The 18,854-nt window shown below is 41.5% G+C and carries 17 protein-coding genes; 13 read left to right on the plus strand and 4 right to left on the minus strand.

The window, feature by feature from the left end; genetic code table 11:
* Positions 1 to 60 precede the first annotated feature (60 nt).
* From AB4160_RS11915 to AB4160_RS11945, 7 genes are all read left to right on the plus strand, one after another.
* Positions 61 to 2,049: a methyl-accepting chemotaxis protein gene (locus AB4160_RS11915; RefSeq protein WP_372004753.1), complete on the plus strand. Its 1,989-nt coding sequence runs from the start codon at positions 61 to 63 to the stop codon at positions 2,047 to 2,049.
* Between the two features lie 194 nt (positions 2,050 to 2,243).
* Positions 2,244 to 3,077 (plus strand): class I SAM-dependent methyltransferase, encoded by an 834-nt coding sequence (locus tag AB4160_RS11920; RefSeq protein WP_372004756.1) that lies wholly within the window; start codon positions 2,244 to 2,246, stop codon positions 3,075 to 3,077.
* The gene (locus AB4160_RS11925) at positions 3,078 to 3,479 is read left to right on the plus strand and encodes a hypothetical protein (protein WP_102475670.1); all 402 of its coding nucleotides are present in this window, start codon (positions 3,078 to 3,080) and stop codon (positions 3,477 to 3,479) included.
* Between the two features lie 311 nt (positions 3,480 to 3,790).
* Positions 3,791 to 4,687, plus strand: a complete 897-nt coding sequence (locus AB4160_RS11930) for a virulence protein (RefSeq protein ID WP_241900939.1) — start codon at positions 3,791 to 3,793, stop codon at positions 4,685 to 4,687.
* 5 nt (positions 4,688 to 4,692) lie between these two features.
* Positions 4,693 to 5,607, plus strand: a complete 915-nt coding sequence (locus tag AB4160_RS11935; RefSeq protein WP_372004759.1) for an alpha/beta fold hydrolase — start codon at positions 4,693 to 4,695, stop codon at positions 5,605 to 5,607.
* Positions 5,604 to 7,019 carry a DUF4056 domain-containing protein gene (locus AB4160_RS11940; protein WP_198589253.1) on the plus strand — a complete coding sequence of 472 codons (1,416 nt, stop codon included), beginning with the start codon at positions 5,604 to 5,606 and terminating at the stop codon, positions 7,017 to 7,019. The genes AB4160_RS11935 and AB4160_RS11940 overlap by 4 nt, the downstream gene beginning before the upstream one ends.
* The gene (locus tag AB4160_RS11945; RefSeq protein ID WP_102437697.1) at positions 7,006 to 8,313 is read left to right on the plus strand and encodes a BamA/TamA family outer membrane protein; all 1,308 of its coding nucleotides are present in this window, start codon (positions 7,006 to 7,008) and stop codon (positions 8,311 to 8,313) included. The genes AB4160_RS11940 and AB4160_RS11945 overlap by 14 nt, the downstream gene beginning before the upstream one ends.
* A 15-nt stretch (positions 8,314 to 8,328) precedes the next feature.
* Here the strand turns inward: AB4160_RS11945 and AB4160_RS11950 are convergent, their stop codons facing one another.
* Positions 8,329 to 8,877 (minus strand): DUF1415 domain-containing protein, encoded by a 549-nt coding sequence (locus AB4160_RS11950; RefSeq protein ID WP_102437695.1) that lies wholly within the window; start codon positions 8,875 to 8,877, stop codon positions 8,329 to 8,331.
* Positions 8,878 to 8,901: 24 nt separating this feature from the next.
* On the minus strand, positions 8,902 to 9,501 hold the full coding sequence (locus AB4160_RS11955; RefSeq protein WP_102437693.1) for a LysE family translocator: 600 nt from the start codon (positions 9,499 to 9,501) through the stop codon (positions 8,902 to 8,904).
* 345 nt (positions 9,502 to 9,846) lie between these two features.
* Here AB4160_RS11955 and AB4160_RS11960 point away from each other — a divergent pair, with 345 nt between their 5' ends.
* On the plus strand, positions 9,847 to 10,428 hold the full coding sequence (locus AB4160_RS11960; RefSeq protein ID WP_372004762.1) for a DUF4136 domain-containing protein: 582 nt from the start codon (positions 9,847 to 9,849) through the stop codon (positions 10,426 to 10,428).
* 153 nt (positions 10,429 to 10,581) lie between these two features.
* On the opposite strand, the gene AB4160_RS11965 is transcribed toward AB4160_RS11960, so the two are convergent.
* Entirely contained in the window at positions 10,582 to 11,400 is an 819-nt protein-coding gene (locus tag AB4160_RS11965) for a DUF2797 domain-containing protein (RefSeq protein WP_102437689.1), read from the minus strand.
* Between the two features lie 229 nt (positions 11,401 to 11,629).
* Complete coding sequence (locus tag AB4160_RS11970; RefSeq protein WP_102437687.1) at positions 11,630 to 12,136, minus strand: glycine cleavage system protein R; 507 nt, start codon at positions 12,134 to 12,136, stop codon at positions 11,630 to 11,632.
* A gap of 253 nt (positions 12,137 to 12,389) precedes the next feature.
* Between AB4160_RS11970 and AB4160_RS11975 the strand changes: the two genes are divergently transcribed.
* The 5 genes from AB4160_RS11975 to AB4160_RS11995 all read left to right on the plus strand — a co-directional run.
* On the plus strand, positions 12,390 to 14,645 hold the full coding sequence (locus tag AB4160_RS11975; RefSeq protein WP_102475668.1) for an ABC transporter permease subunit: 2,256 nt from the start codon (positions 12,390 to 12,392) through the stop codon (positions 14,643 to 14,645).
* A 58-nt stretch (positions 14,646 to 14,703) separates the two neighbouring features.
* Positions 14,704 to 16,362, plus strand: coding sequence for a phosphate ABC transporter permease PstA (gene pstA / locus AB4160_RS11980; protein WP_102437683.1), 1,659 nt, complete (start codon positions 14,704 to 14,706; stop codon positions 16,360 to 16,362).
* Positions 16,363 to 16,390: 28 nt separating this feature from the next.
* On the plus strand, positions 16,391 to 17,209 hold the full coding sequence (gene pstB, locus AB4160_RS11985; RefSeq protein ID WP_102437681.1) for a phosphate ABC transporter ATP-binding protein PstB: 819 nt from the start codon (positions 16,391 to 16,393) through the stop codon (positions 17,207 to 17,209).
* A gap of 77 nt (positions 17,210 to 17,286) precedes the next feature.
* Complete coding sequence (phoU, locus tag AB4160_RS11990; protein ID WP_102437679.1) at positions 17,287 to 17,997, plus strand: phosphate signaling complex protein PhoU; 711 nt, start codon at positions 17,287 to 17,289, stop codon at positions 17,995 to 17,997.
* 208 nt (positions 17,998 to 18,205) lie between these two features.
* Positions 18,206 to 18,854, plus strand: a 649-nt coding sequence (locus tag AB4160_RS11995) for a DUF502 domain-containing protein (protein WP_372004765.1), incomplete at its 3' end; no start/stop codon positions are given.

Genomic DNA, 18,854 nt, shown 5'->3' on the forward strand with positions numbered 1-18,854 from the left:
ACATTAATGAATGTAATTTCAATTAGAAACATAACACACTTCTTAAGGGTCACAGCTGTCATGAAATGGATTATCGATCTCAATACTCGACTCAAACTTTCACTATTAATTATTCCTCCACTGTTAATCTGTTTAATTTATGGTGGCATGTTTGTGCACAATAAATATGAAATACAAACAGAGCTTAATACGGTACTTTCGTTAAGTGAACTGGCCGTTATCAACAGCGCCCTAGTACATGAATTACAAAAGGAGCGTGGCATGAGTGCAGGTTTTCTGGGCTCTAAAGGTCAATCATTTGCTCAGGATTTACCTCAGCAACGCTCAATGACAGACCAACAAGTGGTTATTTTTTCTAGTATTCCAGCTGCAGAGCACTTTCCTGCAAAAATCAGTTCAACATTAAGACAAATAGAATCGCAACTACAACAACTTCAAAGTATGCGCCGCTCGGTAGATGACCTGAGTATCTCAGTGGCTGAAGAAGTGAAATATTATTCAGATTTAAATAAAACCCTATTATCCGTGGTTGATGAAACTGCAGTGCAAAGTAGCATTAGTGAATTATCTTTGAAGCTGGCCTCATTTAGTGCTTTTTTACAATTAAAGGAACGTGCAGGTATTGAGCGGGCAGTAATGAGTTCAACCTTTGGCCAGCAAGGATTTAAGGCTGGCGGCTATGCTAAATTTGTGACTTTAGTGGCTGAGCAAAAAACCTATGCAGAACGTTTTTCTGCGTTAGCGACCAGCAATACGAATGCGCGCTTTGAACAAGATAATCGCTCTAATGAAGCGAATGCTGTCGAGGCTATGCGTCAAATTGCATTTTCACAAGATGCGACAGACATTAAAAATCAGCAACCTGAAACTTGGTTTAGAATATCCACTAACCGAATTAATCAATTTGCCAAATTTGAGCAATACCTCGCCAATGAACTCGTGACACTAACCCAGCGCAAACTGAGCACTGCGACTCAACAAATGTGGAGCTCGTTCATTACATTAACGGTATCAATATTATTGTTAGCCTGGCTGAGTCTATCTATCTCTAGATATTTGAATCGCAGTTTAAGTCAATTATTTAATAAAGTGACCCATGCAGGGCATCATTTTGATTTAAGTACTCGCATTGAGCATGACTCAACCGATGAGTTTGGTCAGCTAGCAAAAGCCTTCAATGGGATGATGTCTGATTTTGAGAGTGTTATTTGTCAAGTTAGACACAATGCTAGTCAGCTTGTTAATGTGGTTGAGCAAGTTAATAACTATGCTAGCACCATGAGACAAGATGTCGAAAAAGGTCACTCAGAAGCTGAACAGGTAGCCTCTGCGATGACGGAAATGAGTGCTACAGTGACGCAAATTGCAGCCAATGCCGTAGAAGCATCTGATGCGTCAACTTTAGCCAATAAAGAGGCAAATATCGGTAATGTTGGTGTTTCAAAAACGGTTACTTCAATTAAACACCTTGCAGGTGAAATCAACGAAGCATCAATAGCGATAAAGACCTTAGATCAAGATGTGCAATCCATTGCTAGCATTTTAGAAGTGATTAGTGCGATTTCAGAGCAAACTAATTTGCTAGCGTTAAATGCCGCTATTGAAGCGGCAAGGGCGGGTGAGCAAGGCCGAGGTTTTGCGGTGGTAGCCGATGAAGTGAGAACCCTCGCCCAAAGAACACAGTCTTCAACAGACGATATTAAACGCATGACTGAACGTTTAAAATCTGGCGCTCAATTAGCGGTGCAAACCATGGAACGTGGTATGGTTAGTGCTGATGAAAGCGTCATTGAAGTTGAAGCGGCAGGTAATGAGTTGCATCAAATTGTTAGCCATATTGATACCATTGAAAGCATGAACCAACAAATTGCTTCTGCGACACATGAGCAAGCTGCAGTGGCAGAAGAGGTGAATAGAAATGCCATGCAAATCAGTGAAATTTATAGCCAAACACAAACTATAGCGACATCTTTGAGCCAGCTAAATGAAACTTTGTTAGAAGATGCGGCGGAAATGTCACAACAAGTGCAGAAGTTTACTCTAAGTTAATAAATCGAGTCATTCCCCTTTTAGCCGACAATTAATTGTCGGCTTTTTTTATATCCGTAAGAAATATTTTTAGGCATAATGTTTGTAAATTGTGTTCTGGTTGTGACTTATTTGGTGCGTAGTTAGCTAGCCAGTAATTACAGATGGTATGTTGTGAAAAATAAACAATATTAATAATGACTTACAAGGTTTTTATGCAGGATTATGTTTCAATTAACAAGCTTGCTTGGAATGAAAGAGCAAAAGTGCATTTCGATTCATCATTTTATGATGTGGCTGGTTTTTTGAAGGGAAAATCTTCATTAACCGAAATTGAAACCGCTGAACTTACTGATGTTAGTGGAAAATCTTTATTACACCTGCAATGCCATTTTGGTCTTGATAGCTTATCTTGGGTTCGTAAAGGTGCAATTGTCACTGCAGTTGATTTATCGGATGTTGCCATTGCTAAAGCTAATGAGCTGGCATTGCAATGTGAGCTAAAAGCCGAGTTTATTTGCGCCGATGTGTATCAATTTGGCGATCAAAGTTTGCCCCAATTTACCGATAAGCAAGTCACTGATTTTGACATTGTATTTACCTCATACGGCACCATTTGTTGGCTGCCTTGTCTTGATCGTTGGGCAAACATCATTGCCAAGAGTTTAAAGCAGGGTGGCTGTTTTTATATGGCTGAGTTTCATCCACTACAGGATGTTTTAGAAGGTTATAGTTATTTTCATAAAACTGAGGCTGATGTGGTCGTTGAGGGTAGTTATACCGAATCACACGGTAATTTCGAGTCTGCATCTTCACCGCAATCAACAGCTTCGACACCACAAACTATGCTGACTTGGCCGCATTCATTAAGTAATGTTATTAATGCGCTAATCAAAGCAGGGATCAGAATTGATAGTCTTAACGAGTATCCATTTAGCCCCTATAACTGCTTTGAAAATTTGATAGAGCAAGCGCCTAATCAGTTTCATTCTATTGTTAAAGGTAACTCAGTGCCTTTAGTGTTTACAGTGAAAGGAACCAAAGTCTAAATGGTTTTTACAAAGGGTAATAAACTTAAGGTCGTGACTGGCTGGAGGGCACTATTTGCCAAAGTGTCGATATTATTATGCGGGCTTATTTTATTAATATATTGGTCGTACTTATATCTCAGTCCCAGTTTGACCATCAGTAATCAATCAGCTCAAGGTGTTGAATCCGCGGTGGTAAAACTTCCCCATAGCCGCTTAGACTTTGGTGACATCGCCGCCATGCATACTAACACCCTGTATTATGATTTAGCGCAGTTAGATGGCGCATATCGTTATCACATAGAGCTTGATAGTGGCGAGATCATCGCAGGTGAGTGCGGTTATATTACTAATTTTGAAATTCATAAAAGAGTGGTAATTACGATTTCAGAGGCTGCGACAATGAGTTGCAGCGTTAATTAATAACCATTTCTAACAATCGCGTCTCAACAAGGTTATTAGGTTTGTTATAGATTTGTTTGTTTTTATATTCAAAAACATTATGACTGTAAACCTGATGGAGAAATTGCGTATTAAGTGCTTATGTTTAAATGAATTTATTTTTATATTGAGGGCTTTTAATATAAATTCAGCTTCCGTCTCTACTATGCCCAGCTTGGTATTTTTTGTACAAAATATCAACGCTTTATTGTCAGTACACTATAATAGCTAAAGTTGAATTTATTCAGTTTATAGCCTATTAAAGAATCATGGTTATTCAAGGATATCCCTACATGATGTTAAGAGTTTTATCAGGTATTTTTTTAGGTTTTACTGCTTTTGCCACTCAAGCAAACGTGAATGCGTCCGTTAACGAGTCGGTTACAGAAGCTGCGGATGAAGCTATCGAAGTTCAGCCTAAATATGACCGAGTTTTTCCTATTTGGGCACAAGATGCCATTGATTTAGGCTATGAGTTACCTAAGCCGTATGGCATAGGGGTGACCTATATGAATATGGATCAGCCATTGGTGGTAGAAAATGTCAGTTTCTCGGGATTAGGTCTGCTTGATGAAATTGTCTCAATTAAAGGCAGTGAAGCGATTCAAGAGTCAGAAACAATTACCTTTCGTGCTGATATGTGGGTGCTGCCTTTTTTAAATTTATACGGCATTATTGGTAAAACCTCAGGTAGTAGTATTGCAAATGTCACGGTCAACTTAGATCTTCCTCCTCCATTTAAGCCGGTAGAAACCGCTCCTTTTGACTTTGCCTTAAATTTCGAAGGCTTAACCTATGGCGCCGGTGGCACCATTGTTGGCGGTATTGGTAACTGGTTTGCCTTGCTCGATGTTAATTATACCAATACAGATTTAGATATTTTAGAAGGTGAAATCAGTTCAATTGTTGTTTCACCAAGAGTTGGCTACCGTTTTGATATCCGTGGTCACGATACCCAAATTTGGATTGGCGGAATGTACCAAAATGTTGAGCAAACCTTCAGTGGTTTTTTACAGGATATTGGCGTGCCTATTCCTGGTGCTAAATTCGAAGTTAACCAACATTTAGCCGATAAATGGAATGGTTTAATTGGTGGCCAAATTGAGTTGGGTAAAGGGTTTGATTTACTGCTTGAGGGCGGTATTGGTACTCGTACTAGTTTTATGGCAGGTATTGGATATAGGTTTTAATATTGATGAGACTCATAATCCTTAGTTTTTTTGCGCTATTGCTTAGTGGCTGCAGCATTGTTGCCATGGTTGATGATCACCAACAAAACAATTTACTCAAAAACGGTTTTGAGCGTCATCAAATGTCATTGACTGAGGGAGGCGAGTTACATTACTGGCAAGGGGGCGATAGCGCTAAACCCACTTTATTATTACTACACGGTTTTGGTGGTAATGGCATGACCAGCTGGTATGAAATGATGCTCGACTTGAGTGAGGATTATCAAGTGATAGTGCCGGATTTACTGTGGTTTGGTGAGTCCTATAGCGCTGCACCTGCCACTATCAGTAGTGAAACCCAAGCTATGCAACAGTTGATAAGCCAATTAGCGTTAAGCAGCGTTAACCTGGTGGGTATTTCTTTTGGTGGTTTTGTCACTTTTGATTTAATGATCCACGAGCCCAAAGTGGATAAGGTGGTGATGCTAGCAAGTCCTGGACTGATATTTTCAGATGAGGATATGCTAGCAATGACTAAGCGTTTTGGTGCCGATGTGCCTGAAGCGGTGTTTGTGCCTAAAAATGGCCCTGAAGTAAGACGTTTACTTGAAAAAACTTTCGTTGATTATCCATGGATGCCAGCGTTCATCGACCAGCAGGTTTATGAATATTACTTTGCCGACTCTCTGCCACAAAAAGAATCTCTTATTACCACCTTGCCGGCTTATCGGGATCAATTAAACCCCGACGAATTTGCCGACTCTTTACCGTCAACCATCTTAATCTGGGGGGAAAAGGATGTGGTGTTCCCATTAGATAACGGTCATCGTTTTGCTGAGTTTTTAAATGCACCTATCATAGTTATACCTGACGGTGTTCACGGATTGAGTAATGACTTTCCTAAACAAATTAATAAAGAAATCAGGGCTTTTATTCAATGAAAATCATAAAAATTCCCGTAGCGATATCATTTTTAGGCTTAGTTATGACCTTAGGCGCTTGCTCTAGTAATGAGTGGCAAGTGCGCGCATTACCCACAGATATTGCGGTCAGTGCCGCTTTAGATGATATACCTGATAATGCCTTAGTCAGAGATATTACCCTTCCTGAAAATGCAGCACTTTCAATGCCCGCCAGTGTCAGACCTTGTTGTGCTTTTGGTTTTGACCAAAAAGTCGCTATGGGGTTATTACCGATCCCTTTTTATCGTCACGCTAACACAGTAGCGCTTGAGGATATTGGCGCACATGCATTTGATGCCGGTACATTTAGTTATGAAAAAGGCTCACCTGATAGCGGTAAGAGCATGGAAAACAATGGCATGCTTTATACCCGTAAAGGCGGCTTTATTGATTTAGCCCATGTGCGTGATACCGCTGATAATGCTATTGCCCTGTTTTATCTTATTCAGCCTAAACTGGGTCAGGCACAGTCAATTGAATTACCATTAGAAATTGGCCATAGAACCTTTGAACTTGCCGCTTTTGATGTGAGTTATTTATCGGCAGATGACCGTTGGGAGTTAGCGGCGGCCATGGCGGTACGCTTAGCCTTTACTATGGCTGAAGCCCATGAAATATCCCAGTGGCATGGTTATCGCAGTTTTGCCTTATGGACAGAAGCTGTATCGGCTTATTCGTTAGAAGATTTATATTCAAACATGCTGGGAGCCAAAATTGCGTTAGCAATCCTGACCAACAATTTAGCCATGACCAAGCAGCAATATGATTATCATATGACGGGTTGGTTAGCGGCCACATTGGCTTGGTTGGAGCCTTTATCTAAAGAGCAAACCAATGCGCTCTTTAGGGCAATCGATGGTGACTGGTGGGACTCAAACGAGCCACTACCAAATAAATTCGTATTACTTAAACGTCATTACCTACTCGGCGACAAACAATCACCTTATTTGGTCAGTAAAGAGCAAGCTCAGGCGAGTGATCAATGGGACAAGGTAGCAGCAGTTTACGACGCGCCTGCATCACCACAACACTTATCATTAGCCGTTGAGCTTTTTGGGATTAACTTTGATGAAGTGGCTGTGCAGCACATTAGTGTAGATAAAAAGTTTGCAGGTTCATTTAGCCACGTACCAGAAGAATTATGGCTTGATGGCTTTACCCATTTGCAGTTTGTAGAGATTGCTAAATATGATGAACGTGAGGATTATAAGTTGTTAAAGCAGCATTTAGCTGAAAACCCTCATTTGACCCATCAACAAACGCCGCTAGATGACTTGCCAGACACTCGCGAACAAACAGAGCCTCAAAATGCTGCAGACACTGGTGCAGCTATTAATGACGCTGCCACAATTGAACCAGCAATAGGTGCGCTGTTAAATGAAAATAATTAGTCCGTTTGTTACTCGCCTACTGATTGTAAATTGTGCCAGCTTTTTTGCCATCAATGCCGCTATTGCTGCCCCATTAACGGAGGCGAATGCGGCTATTTCTGCCAACGCAGAAATAAATTCACAAGTAAATTCAACAATAAAGCCAGAAACGTCAGCGCCAATAACAACAAGCGAAGGAGAGGCAGTATTGGTTGGCGCTGATCAGCTTGAAACCATAACCGATGAAGCTGAAGATCAAGGCTGGTTTGAAAACCTACTGACTAACCTCGGTGCCGATGGTGAGTTTGATCCAGATAAGGGCATTGATTTTAGCTATTTACCTGGGCCATTTTATAACCCTGAAATGAGTTTAGGTGTTGGGATATCTGTGGTTGGGCTATATCAAGTCGACCCAGAGGATACTGTAAGTGATTTATCTTCTTTGGTTATTAATGGTTTAGCCTCAATCAATGGCGCGCTAGGGGTCGGGATTGAAAATAAAACCTTTTTTAATGGTGATAACCAACGTCTTTATTTAAATGCCAATGTGTATGACATACCGGATGTGTACTACGGCGTAGGTTATGAATTTAACCAGCAAGACTTAAATCGGGTTGAATTTAATAGTCAAACATTTCAAGTTAACCCTATGTTCCTGCAGCGCATATCCGCCCATAGTTTTGTGGGAGCAGGTTTTGATTTTACCTATGCAAAGGCCACGGATGTTGATGTGGTCTCAATTGATGTGGATGTTGACCCTTTACAAGAAGTTTCTCGTAATGTTGGGGTCAATTTATTAATTAACTATGATACCCGCGATCATGTGCTTAACCCGCAGCAGGGGAGCATTAGCCAGTTTGAGATTGGCGTGTATCGCGAAGATTTTGGCGGCAAGCACGACTTTGAAGTCTATAACGCTTTATACAGTGCCTATTATCCAATCCTTGATGATGACACCATAGCATGGCAAGTACGCGGACGCTTCACCCACGGCGATGTACCTTGGGATCAGCTATCTAAAATCGGTGGAGGTAATTCATTACGGGGCTACACCACTGGTCGCTATCGTGACAAACAAATGCTGCTGGCTCAGGTGGAGTATCGACAACATTTAACTGGCAGGCACGGCATGGTTTATTGGGTTGGTGCAGGCAGTATTGCAGACAAAGTGGGCGAATTGTCCTTTGATGAGTTACTGCCTAATATTGGTATAGGTTATCGTTTAGAGGTTAAGCCTAAAGTCAATTTACGCCTAGATTTAGCGTTTGGTGATGGTGACAGCGGCTTTTACTTTAACGTCAATGAAGCCTTCTAGCGGCCCTTAGCAGTGCTAACTCTGTTTGCACTGCTTTAATAACGCTTCAAAAAAGTCGCTGCCTTTTCTTTCTGCAAAAGCAATATTACGCTCTGGTATGGTTTCAGGTTCGTTATATTCGGCTAAGGCGGCTTCCATACTGGCTTCGCGAATAATATGGATGGTTGGATAAGGCGCACGATTGGTATAGTTTGCTGCGCTGTCTTGGGGCTCTCCCTCAAAACAATAGTCAGGGTGAAAACTTGCTAACTGATACACCCCTTCATAGTCATGCTCAAGTAACTTGTCATTGGCCAAGTCAACAATATCAAGATAGCTGTAAAACCCTTCAAAGCCACGAGGCAAGATAAACAGTGTGGTTTCTGCTTGTGGATTTTCATCCAAATACTGACATTCAGTTAAAAAATCCTTCATTACCTGCTTTACTTTGGTTTGTTCACAAGTGAAATAGCGAATGCTATTGCGTTCGATTTCACGGCGGGCAAAAGGACAAATATTGTATTTCATAATCACTTTAGAAACCCAGTTGGCAGTTTCTAATTCGACTTGGCTAATTTCAGACATATAAACCTATTGTTACTACTTGGGTTAACTATTGGGTAGGATCATCGGAATGATCGACAGCACTAATAACACTGCCATCGAAACATTGAAAATGCGTTGCTGTCGTTGATTTTTTAATAACTTTTTTAGCCCAACCCCAAAACTTAGCCACACAGAGCCACAGGGCAGTGCGATACATAAAAAGACCATGGCAATAGTGAGCACTTGAGGTGTTAGCGGTTGCTCAATGTTCGTGAAAGTCGCAATGGTACCAATTGCAATTATCCAGCCTTTAGGATTGACCCATTGAAAGGCTGCAGCTTGTATAAAGCTAAAGGGTTTACTGGTTTGTTTACCTTCTAAATTACTGTTGTTGTTAGCAATTAGCCAAGAAAGGTAAAGTAAGTAAGTGATCCCAACGACTTTTATAATTTGGTGCATGATGGGGTAGGTTTGAAATAAGCTACTTAACCCCAGACCAATGGCCAGTATCATGGTCGGAAAGCCCAAAGAAATACCCATCAAGTGGGGAATACTACGTTTAACACCAAAGTTCACTCCTGAGGTCATCAACATAATATTGTTTGGCCCAGGGGTTATACCGGCTGAAAAGGCGAATAATGCAATAGTAAAAATTAATTCCATATAAGGTTTTGTTTTGGGGGTTAGGATAAAAGATTTTTGAACTGCATATTAGCCTTAATTTAAACAGTAACCTAGTGAAAATTAATCCCTGAATGATGCGAATGACAATGCCAGCATTTTTTGTGAGTTACATTGGTTTGCTAAATGATGGGTTTGAGTGGCGCTGGTGTTACGCCTGTGTTTTGTTTTATAAGTGCTTGGATGGTGAATACTGGCTATTAAGTTTGTGATCTCGTTGAATTTCAGTCAGGTTAGGTTATGGTTTATATGGTAGATTTATATTAATAAGAGGTTTTGTAACCTTCTAAACTACCAATCTGGTTGAAATAGATAGTTGAGGCGTAAATGATAAAGAAACAACATTTTTTATGGGTGAGTTTATTATTGATTTTCTTAACTGGCTGCACCAGTAAAGAGGCCACAGAAGTCCATGTGCCAACAAGTGTTACTATGGTTACCACTGGTGATTTAGGCGCAATATCGCCTTATGGCAAAACCTTTGCTTGGCATCCAACGATGTTTAGTGTTCATACTGCTAATAAGCTAGATGATGAAGAACTGATCCGCCATATGCGGCAGTCAATCACCAAAATTATGGATAAAAAAGGCTATTCTTTGGTGGATGAAACACAATCACCAAGTATGGTCATTGGCTTTGGCATGGCGTTAGAGTCTGAAATGAGCGATAAAGATATTATGGACAAGGCTGGCTTAGTCGCTGGACTATCAACAGCAGGGATAGATGACGAGTTTGAAAAGGGTTCTGTACTTGTAGCGATATTTATTCCTAATAGTCAACAACCTATTTGGCGTGTACTTGCTCAAGGTTTCACTGAAACAGATAAACCGGTTCAAAATCGAGAACAACGCTTTGATAAATTAACCACCATGATGCTAAGAGCTATCCCACATAATGACAGCTACTGAATTATTTAATAATTAACAAGGCTTTAATTAAGCAATTGCGTCCAAAAACTAAAAGCCGCCGACAGTGATGTCGGCGGCTTTTTTGTTAAAGCAAGCTGTTAGTATTAATCTAAACAATCACATTTATATGAAGAATTAACGCAAGGTGACTGGCTATTGCGCGATTTCTACTTCGTAAGATGAAAACTTTCTGATGTTAATCACCCCAGTGTCAAAGATTAAGTACTGGCCTTTGATACCTTGTAAAACCCCGGTGACCTCAGGTGTTTTATCAAAGTTATGCGACTTAACTTTTTTAGGAAATTCAGTGATAGGGAAATGAATGCTTTGTATCGAATTATCGAGCCTTTCGATAACAAAATCAGGGTTTTCTTGCTGCAGTTCAACGAGTCTCTGCTCTACTTCAGGCATTAATTGCTGAGCCATTTCTACTAAATCAACATCATCAGCATTGCCCTTTAACATGGCTTGCCAATTAGTTTTATCATTGATGAGTTTAGCAAACTCAACTTCCACTAAACCTGACAATTGGCGAGTTGAGACCTTGAAAATAGGTAGCCCTTGGGTGGCACCTTGGTCAATCCAACGCGTGGGGATTTGGGTGTAACGGGTAATGCCGACTTTGATGCCTGAAGTATTTGATAGGTAAACAAAGTGAGGCACAAAACAATGAGTTTGCGCCCATTCTGGCTCACGGCAAGTACCTTGATCAAAATGGCAGGTTTCAGGTTTCATGATGCATAAATCACAGCTTGCCAGCTTTTGCATGCACACATAGCAGTGGCCCTGAGAGTAGCTCTTCTTGGTTTTTTTACCGCAATTACAACAGAAAATATTGCCTGTATGGCTAAGGGTTAGGGTTTTACCAATTAATGGGTTTAGCGCAACGCTATTATCGCCAACCGGCAGTTCGTACTGCACTTCATCTTGTTCATTAAGGTGAGTGCGCATTTTTGATAAGGTGCCTAACATCGGTATTCTCTTATATTGTGGTGTTATTGTTGATTATGTCATGCAGTCTACCAGATGAATGCCCGTTAGATTAACCGCTTTTTTAGATTGGCTTTAGGGAGAAATACTCCTTAAATACGCTCAAGTAGGGGATAAAAAGTCATGGACTTGGCCATGACTGATTATTTTGCATCTCAAGCTTTCAATACTTCTGAATATGCTGTTCAAGTGCCTTGAAAAATATTGACTATTAAGCGCTTTTACTGAGCTTATCTAATACCACATCATCACCTAACTCATACAAAGAGTCAGTAAGTTGCTCTTCTTGGCATGGATCTGATAACCCCAAGCCCATTGTAGCCCTGAACAAGGCGATGCCTGTGTGGCCAGCAGTTTCTTGTTTGCTACTAAATTGCTCGATGTTGATCCCAAGGGCATTGATCTTATTTGAGATTTCCAGCACTAAGCCTTCACGGTCATAAGCGACTAAATTGAAGCTGAGACGTTTTATTGGTACAGGGGTTTGGCTGGTTTTATTAAAGCTGCAGGTTAGGCCGTCAATGCACTCTAAAGCATCTAATAATGCGTCCCATTTAAGGGCTGATACTTCTAACTGTAATATTGCCGCAAAAATGCCATCAATATGACGCATTTCTGAGTCCAGCCAGTTACCGTTATGACGACTTATTACATTGGCGATTTGTTCAACTAATCCTTTTCTATCAGGTGCTTGAAGGGTTATCAGGTAATGAAGCATAAAATAAACTCCCAAAATTTTAACAAATAAATCTGCTGTAACACTACTGTCATAAAGACGTCATATAATTCAGCTCAATAAAATATGGCATTTATAGTCTGCCATAAACACAAGCTAAATAGCTGTTTTAAAACTGGCAATTTGCTTAAAGAAAAAACAGTTCGCTTAAGTAAAAAGCACCGTTTAGTTAGTAACACAGCGAATCAAACAATCATAGCGAAATATCGTTAACGATTAATTATAGAGGTTCTTAATGGAAAGTCAGGTAAGTCAGCCTGGTTCTGCGGCGAAGAGTTTGTTAGTAAACAGACAAACCAGCCGTAGAGCGTTTATGGATAAGGCAGCTGAAGTGGGTGTCACTGTGGGTGGCACCATGGTATTTGTCGCTTTGTTGCTGATTTTCTTTTATTTATTGTATGTGATTAAACCTATATTTGATGGCGCCGATGTTGAGCCTATTTCAACCATCAGCTATCAACAAACTGAGGTCGCGACCTTAATGGTCGGCAGTGATGAGCAAAATGAAATTGCTTATCGGGTATTAGTCGATGGCCAAGTTGATTTTTATTCAGTTGCAGGGCGTCAGTTAATCACCAGCTTCAAACCTAAGCTTCCTAAGGGCGCAACGGTTGTTAGTAGCGCTAAAGCTAAACCTAACGAGCAACGTTTTGCCTTAGGCTTAAGCACTGGTGAAGCATTAATCGTCGGGGTGGATTTTGGAGTAACTTACCCAGATAACAAGCGCACCATTACCCCAAGATTACGTTATCCACTGGGTGAAACACCGATTATGGTGGATGAAGGCCAAGCCCTTAACAATCTGGTTTTTGATTATATCGATAATCGTGTTGGTTTTGCTTATCAAGATGACAATGGCTCGTGGAAGCTAAGTCGCCTTGAAGGCGAAGAAAACATGATGACTGAAGAAATCGAATGGTATTCAGATTTAACCTATATCAAAGATGCACCCAATAATGCCTTTACGGCCTTAATGACACCGGATCATCGTCAATTGATCCTGCCAACATCGAATAAACTGTTTATTTATGATATTCGCAATAGTGACGAACCTAGCTTGTTGCAAGTTATCGATGTGAAAAATGGTAAGTCAGTGGTGTCGAAAGTGATGCTGCTAGCAGGTGCTAGTTCAATTTTAGTCAGTTATGATAATGGCTTAATTGACCAGTATTTCCAAGTCAGTGGTCGCAGTGGTCGTTTGTATCAAAAAATAAGACACTTTGACAATGACGCTAAAGTCGGAGCCATGACGACAGAGTTTTACCGTAAAAGTTTTGCGGTAGTCAGCCCTGAAGGTGAGCTATCACTGCTTTATACCACCAGTCAGCGCAACTTATTCACTGAAACATTTGATATCGCCAACCCGGGCGCGATGGCATTTAGCCCTCGTTCAAACGCCTTAGTGGTTGAAGCTAATAATAAGCTCAACATTTTCGCGGTTGATAATGCTCACCCTGAAGTGTCTTGGAGTGCTTTGTGGGAAAAGGTCTGGTACGAAGGTTACCCAGAGCCACAATATGTATGGCAGTCAACCTCGGGCTCAGATGATTTTGAAGCAAAATTAAGCTTAATGCCGTTAGCTTTTGGCACCATGAAAGCGGCATTTTATGCAATGTTATTTGCCGTGCCACTGGCCATTGCAGGGGCGATTTATACCGCCTACTTTATGTCGCCAAAAGTGCGCGGCGTGGTTAAGCCGACCATTGAAATCATGGAAGCACTGCCGACAGTAATTTTAGGCTTCTTAGCTGGCCTTTGGTTAGCGCCATTGATTGAAGATCACTTACCGGGCATTTTAGTGTTACTCACATTACTGCCCACCAGTATTTTAGTCAGTGCATTTACCTGGAGTAAATTGCCAGCGAAATGGAAGCAACGCCTACCGGAAACCTATCAAGAGATCATGTTAATTCCAGTGATTTTGTTTGTGGGTTGGTTCTCATTTGAGATTAGCCCTGTAATCGAAATCGCCTTCTTTGATGGTAATACCCGTCAGTTCATTACCAATGATTTAGGCATTACATTCGATCAACGCAACGCCTTTGTTGTGGGTATTGCGATGGGTTTTGCGGTTATTCCAACAATTTTCTCCATTGCTGAAGATGCGATTTTCTCAGTGCCACGTCATTTATCAAATGGTTCACTGGCACTGGGCGCGACTAACTGGCAGACCTTAACCCGCGTGGTGCTGCTTACGGCAAGCCCAGGTATTTTCTCTGCCATCATGATGGGTTTAGGCCGCGCAGTGGGGGAGACCATGATTGTATTAATGGCAACAGGTAACACCGCAATCCTTGAGTGGAGTGTGTTTGAAGGGATGCGTACTCTAGCGGCAAATATCGCCGTCGAGATGCCAGAGTCTGCCATTGGTAGTTCCCATTACCGTGTGCTATTCCTTGCGGCATTTGTGTTGTTTGTATTCACCTTTGTCTTTAACACCATTGCTGAAGTGGTACGCCAACGTCTACGTGAACGTTATAGCTCACTTTAAGGAATGAAGATGAACAGAGTTTTTAATATTTCGCCAATCGCCTTGAGAGGTTTGTGCAATGGGTAAGTGGTTTAAATCAGGTTCTCCATGGATTTGGATGACTGGCGGTGCGGTGAGCATTTGTTTGATTGCAGTACTGGGTTTGTTGTTATTGATTGCGTGGCGCGGCTTAAGTTACTTCTGGCCTGCCGATATTTATCAGTGGCAGCTAGAAGACAATAATGGCGTTAAAACAACCCTAATTGGTGAAATCTACGACCGTGAAGAAGTGCCCACTGAACGTTTAATTGCAGCGGGTCATCAGTTTGATGAACATCCTGGCGAGTTTGTGACTCGTTACTTAGTTAAAACCGGTAACCGTGAATTCGTTGGCTTAGATTTTCGCTGGATCCTCGGCACCGATATCGTCAGCCGTGAAAAGCCAGCTGATGTGGCCATGCTCGAAAGGGCTAAAAATGGTAACTTTTACGGTTATCCAATTGCGGTCATTGAAGACGGTAAGCGCTTAAATATTACCGGCGAGGCCATTGAAACTTCGTTAGTAGCACATATCAAGCGTGCAGTTGATATTGCTGATGAGGCGCTGGCACTGCAAAAGTCTGAAATTGGTTCAGTGAACTATGCCTTAGAGCGTTTGCGCCTAAAAGAGCGTAAATATGAACTGGATGGCAAACTCACTCCAGCGATTAAAGCTGAGATGGACGCCCAAGCAGAGCAGTTAAACCAAGACTACTTAGTCATGGAAAAAGACTTATTTGCCCTGCGCGACAAAGCGGCGCGAGATTCAGTGGTTGTGCGTGATATGCGCGGTGAAGAGGTCACCTTAAAACTTGATAGCGTGCTTGATGTTAGCTATGTCAATCACATGAACATCGTCGATAAACTCGGTCATTGGTTTGTGGGCATGGGGCGTTTTATTAGCCAAGACCCACGTGAAGCTAACACCGAAGGCGGCGTGTTCCCTGCTATTTTTGGTACGGTATTTATGGTGATGCTCATGGCGGTTATCGTGACCCCATTTGGCGTAATCGCGGCAATTTATTTACATGAGTACGCCAAAAAAGGGCCAATTACTAAGATGATCCGTATTGCGGTGATTAACTTAGCCGGTGTGCCATCAATCGTTTATGGTGTATTTGGTTTGGGCTTCTTTGTGTATATGCTTGGTGGTTCGTTAGATCAGCTGTTTTACCCTGAAGCATTGCCTGCGCCAACGTTTGGTTCACCAGGGGTGATTTGGTCAGCCTTAACCTTGGCTATCTTAACTTTACCTGTGGTGATTGTATCTACGGAAGAGGGCTTAAGCCGTATTCCAAGTGCCGTGCGTCAAGGCAGCTTAGCCTTAGGGGCAACCAAATTTGAAACCTTATGGCGCATTGTTATTCCAATGGCAAGCCCTGCGATTATGACCGGACTTATTCTTGCGGTCGCCCGAGCAGCAGGTGAGGTAGCACCACTGATGTTAGTGGGCGTGGTAAAACTGGCGCCGACATTACCGATTGATATGAACTTCCCGTTTGTGCATTTAGAACGTAAGTTTATGCATCTTGGGTTCCATATTTATGACGTTGGCTTTCAAAGCCCTAACGTTGAAGCGGCGAGACCATTGGTTTACGCGACTTCATTCTTATTAGTATCTGTGATTGTGACACTTAACTTAACAGCAATTAGTGTACGTAATCACTTACGTGAAAAATTCCGTTCGCTAGAACATTAATTAGCGATATCCTGAGGAAAATACAAAAATGATTTCAATTGATCAACGCGCAACTAAATCTAACATTATTGATTTAGCAAACTTACCCGCACAGGATACTGCCCTAGAAATTCGTAACCTTGATTTACGTTATGGTGATAAGCAGGCGTTATATAACGTTGGAATGAAAATTCCTAAAAAACAAGTCACCGCCTTTATTGGCCCAAGTGGTTGTGGTAAATCAACCTTACTGCGTTGTATTAACCGCATGAATGACTTGGTTGAAACCTGTAAAATCAGTGGTGAAATCTTACTGAACGGGCAAAATATTTATGACAAAAATGTTGATGTCGCTCAGTTGCGTCGAAATGTCGGTATGGTTTTCCAGCGCCCAAACCCATTTCCTAAATCAATTTATGAGAATGTGGTTTATGGCTTACGCCTACAAGGGGTGAGTAATCGCCGCGAACTAGACGAAGCTGCTGAAATGTCATTACGTGGCGCTGCGATTTGGGATGAAGTGAAAGATCGCTTACACGATAATGCTTTTGGCCTATCGGGTGGTCAGCAACAACGTTTGGTTATTGCTCGCGCTATTGCTATTGAGCCTGAAGTGTTATTGCTTGATGAGCCCACATCAGCACTGGATCCTATTTCAACCTTAACCATCGAAGAGCTGATCACTGAGCTTAAATCGAAATACACAGTAGTGATAGTGACCCATAACATGCAACAAGCGGCGCGGGTTTCTGATCAAACCGCCTTTATGTACATGGGCGAGTTGATTGAATATGCGGATACCAATACCATTTTCACCACGCCGCAAAAGCGTAAAACCGAAGATTACATCACAGGTCGTTACGGTTAATAATAACGAAGTGAGTAAGCTGGCGCTTATGGCAAGTCATTGGTGAGAAAGTCAGAGATAATTAAGGTAATAAAGTAATGGAAAACAAAAGTTTAAATAAGCATATTTCTGGACAGTTTAATGCTGAATTAGAAGATATTCGTAACCGTGTTTTGGCCATGGGCGGTTTAGTTGAGCGCCAACTTGAACAAGCCCTTGATGCTCTTGGTAGCTTAGATGCCGAGCTTGCCCAAAAAGTGATTAATGGCGATCACCGCGTAAATGGCATGGAAGTGTCAATTGATGAAGAATGCACCCGCATTATTGCTAAGCGCCAACCAGCGGCAAGTGACTTACGTTTAATTATCACCATAACTAAAACTATTACAGATTTAGAGCGTATTGGTGATGCTTGTGTACGTATCGCAAAAGCAGCATTAGATAAACGTTTAAACAATCAACAGCCATTATTGGTGAGTATTGAAAACATGGGTCGCCATGCAACCCGTACCTTGCATTCGACACTGGACGCGCTTGCACGTATGGATGCTGATAATGCCTTAGAGTTACACAAAGAAGATGCCAAACTAGACAAAGAATATGAAGGGATTATTCGTCAGTTAATGACCTATATGATGGAAGATCCTCGCTCAATTCCTGGTGTGTTAGATGTACTTTGGGCTGCGCGGGCGGTTGAGCGTGTGGGGGACCGCTGTAAAAACATTTGTGAGTACATTATCTATTTCGTTAAAGGTAAAGATGTTCGCCATACTTCCTATGAAGAGATGGAAAAAGATCTAAATATGTAAGCTATGTTTGCCTGCAAGCAAAAAATAACAGTCTCATTATGGTTAATGGGACTTTTTTATTGCTGTCACTTTTATGCTGGTAGTGCTAATGCTGTGAGCCAACTCACAAAAGTTAATTAGCCTTTGCTCAACAAGGGGGCTAAATAGGCTGGAGCATTAGCAAACTGTGTTAAAATTTCTGTAATTCCTCGTTCGTTTTGTAGGCTCAATGAAAAACACCCTTTCTCGTGGTTTAACTAACTTACTGCCAATGGCACTGAGTCTGTGGTTATTCTGGTCATTATTTATTTCTTTAGATGGTTTAGGCCATTTACTGCTGGATATTGTTAATTTAGAAAACAGCTTTGTCGGCGCCGGGTTTATTTTGGTGGCAGTGTTAGTGTTTATTTCAGGGCTGTTATTTTCATTTAGCCCATTTGCTTGGTTATACGCTTGGCTTGAGCGTCAATTAATGAAGTTCCCGCTGTTTAAATCTGTCTATGGCAGTATTCGTGATATTGCGAACTTAATGAAACGAGACGGTAAGCCAAAGAATCAAAAAACCGTATTGATCAAGCAAGCCAATGGCGGTTATGTGGTTGGCTTTATCATGAATCAACAGGCGCCTAAACCGCTTACTGAAGCCCTACCTGAAGGTGATTGGGTGCCAGTATTGTTTCAGCTTAGCTACCAAATGGCTGGGGTGACGAGTTTAGTCAAGCGTGAAGATTTAATTGAAGTCTATTGGTCATTTGAAGATGCCATGCGCTTTAACTTAACTGCGGGGATCTCGATTGCTAATGCCAATACTAATACAAACGCTAATGCCAATACTAATACTAATACAAATACAAATACAAACGCTAATGCCAATAGTG

It is taken from the genome of Shewanella sp. 10N.286.51.B8, from assembly GCF_041469325.1.
GTDB lineage: Bacteria > Pseudomonadota > Gammaproteobacteria > Enterobacterales > Shewanellaceae > Shewanella.

Bases quoted from the DNA above. Each gene is read 5' to 3' on its own strand.
- AB4160_RS11915 (WP_372004753.1), top strand. From the start codon at position 61: ATGAAATGGATTATCGATCTCAATACTCGACTCAAACTTTCACTATTA.
- AB4160_RS11920 (WP_372004756.1), top strand. From the start codon at position 2,244: ATGCAGGATTATGTTTCAATTAACAAGCTTGCTTGGAATGAAAGAGCA.
- AB4160_RS11925 (WP_102475670.1), top strand. From the start codon at position 3,078: ATGGTTTTTACAAAGGGTAATAAACTTAAGGTCGTGACTGGCTGGAGG.
- AB4160_RS11930 (WP_241900939.1), top strand. From the start codon at position 3,791: ATGATGTTAAGAGTTTTATCAGGTATTTTTTTAGGTTTTACTGCTTTT.
- AB4160_RS11935 (WP_372004759.1), top strand. From the start codon at position 4,693: ATGAGACTCATAATCCTTAGTTTTTTTGCGCTATTGCTTAGTGGCTGC.
- AB4160_RS11940 (WP_198589253.1), top strand. From the start codon at position 5,604: ATGAAAATCATAAAAATTCCCGTAGCGATATCATTTTTAGGCTTAGTT.
- AB4160_RS11945 (WP_102437697.1), top strand. From the start codon at position 7,006: ATGAAAATAATTAGTCCGTTTGTTACTCGCCTACTGATTGTAAATTGT.
- AB4160_RS11950 (WP_102437695.1), bottom strand. From the start codon at position 8,877: ATGTCTGAAATTAGCCAAGTCGAATTAGAAACTGCCAACTGGGTTTCT.
- AB4160_RS11955 (WP_102437693.1), bottom strand. From the start codon at position 9,501: ATGGAATTAATTTTTACTATTGCATTATTCGCCTTTTCAGCCGGTATA.
- AB4160_RS11960 (WP_372004762.1), top strand. From the start codon at position 9,847: ATGATAAAGAAACAACATTTTTTATGGGTGAGTTTATTATTGATTTTC.
- AB4160_RS11965 (WP_102437689.1), bottom strand. From the start codon at position 11,400: ATGTTAGGCACCTTATCAAAAATGCGCACTCACCTTAATGAACAAGAT.
- AB4160_RS11970 (WP_102437687.1), bottom strand. From the start codon at position 12,136: ATGCTTCATTACCTGATAACCCTTCAAGCACCTGATAGAAAAGGATTA.
- AB4160_RS11975 (WP_102475668.1), top strand. From the start codon at position 12,390: ATGGAAAGTCAGGTAAGTCAGCCTGGTTCTGCGGCGAAGAGTTTGTTA.
- pstA (WP_102437683.1), top strand. From the start codon at position 14,704: ATGGGTAAGTGGTTTAAATCAGGTTCTCCATGGATTTGGATGACTGGC.
- pstB (WP_102437681.1), top strand. From the start codon at position 16,391: ATGATTTCAATTGATCAACGCGCAACTAAATCTAACATTATTGATTTA.
- phoU (WP_102437679.1), top strand. From the start codon at position 17,287: ATGGAAAACAAAAGTTTAAATAAGCATATTTCTGGACAGTTTAATGCT.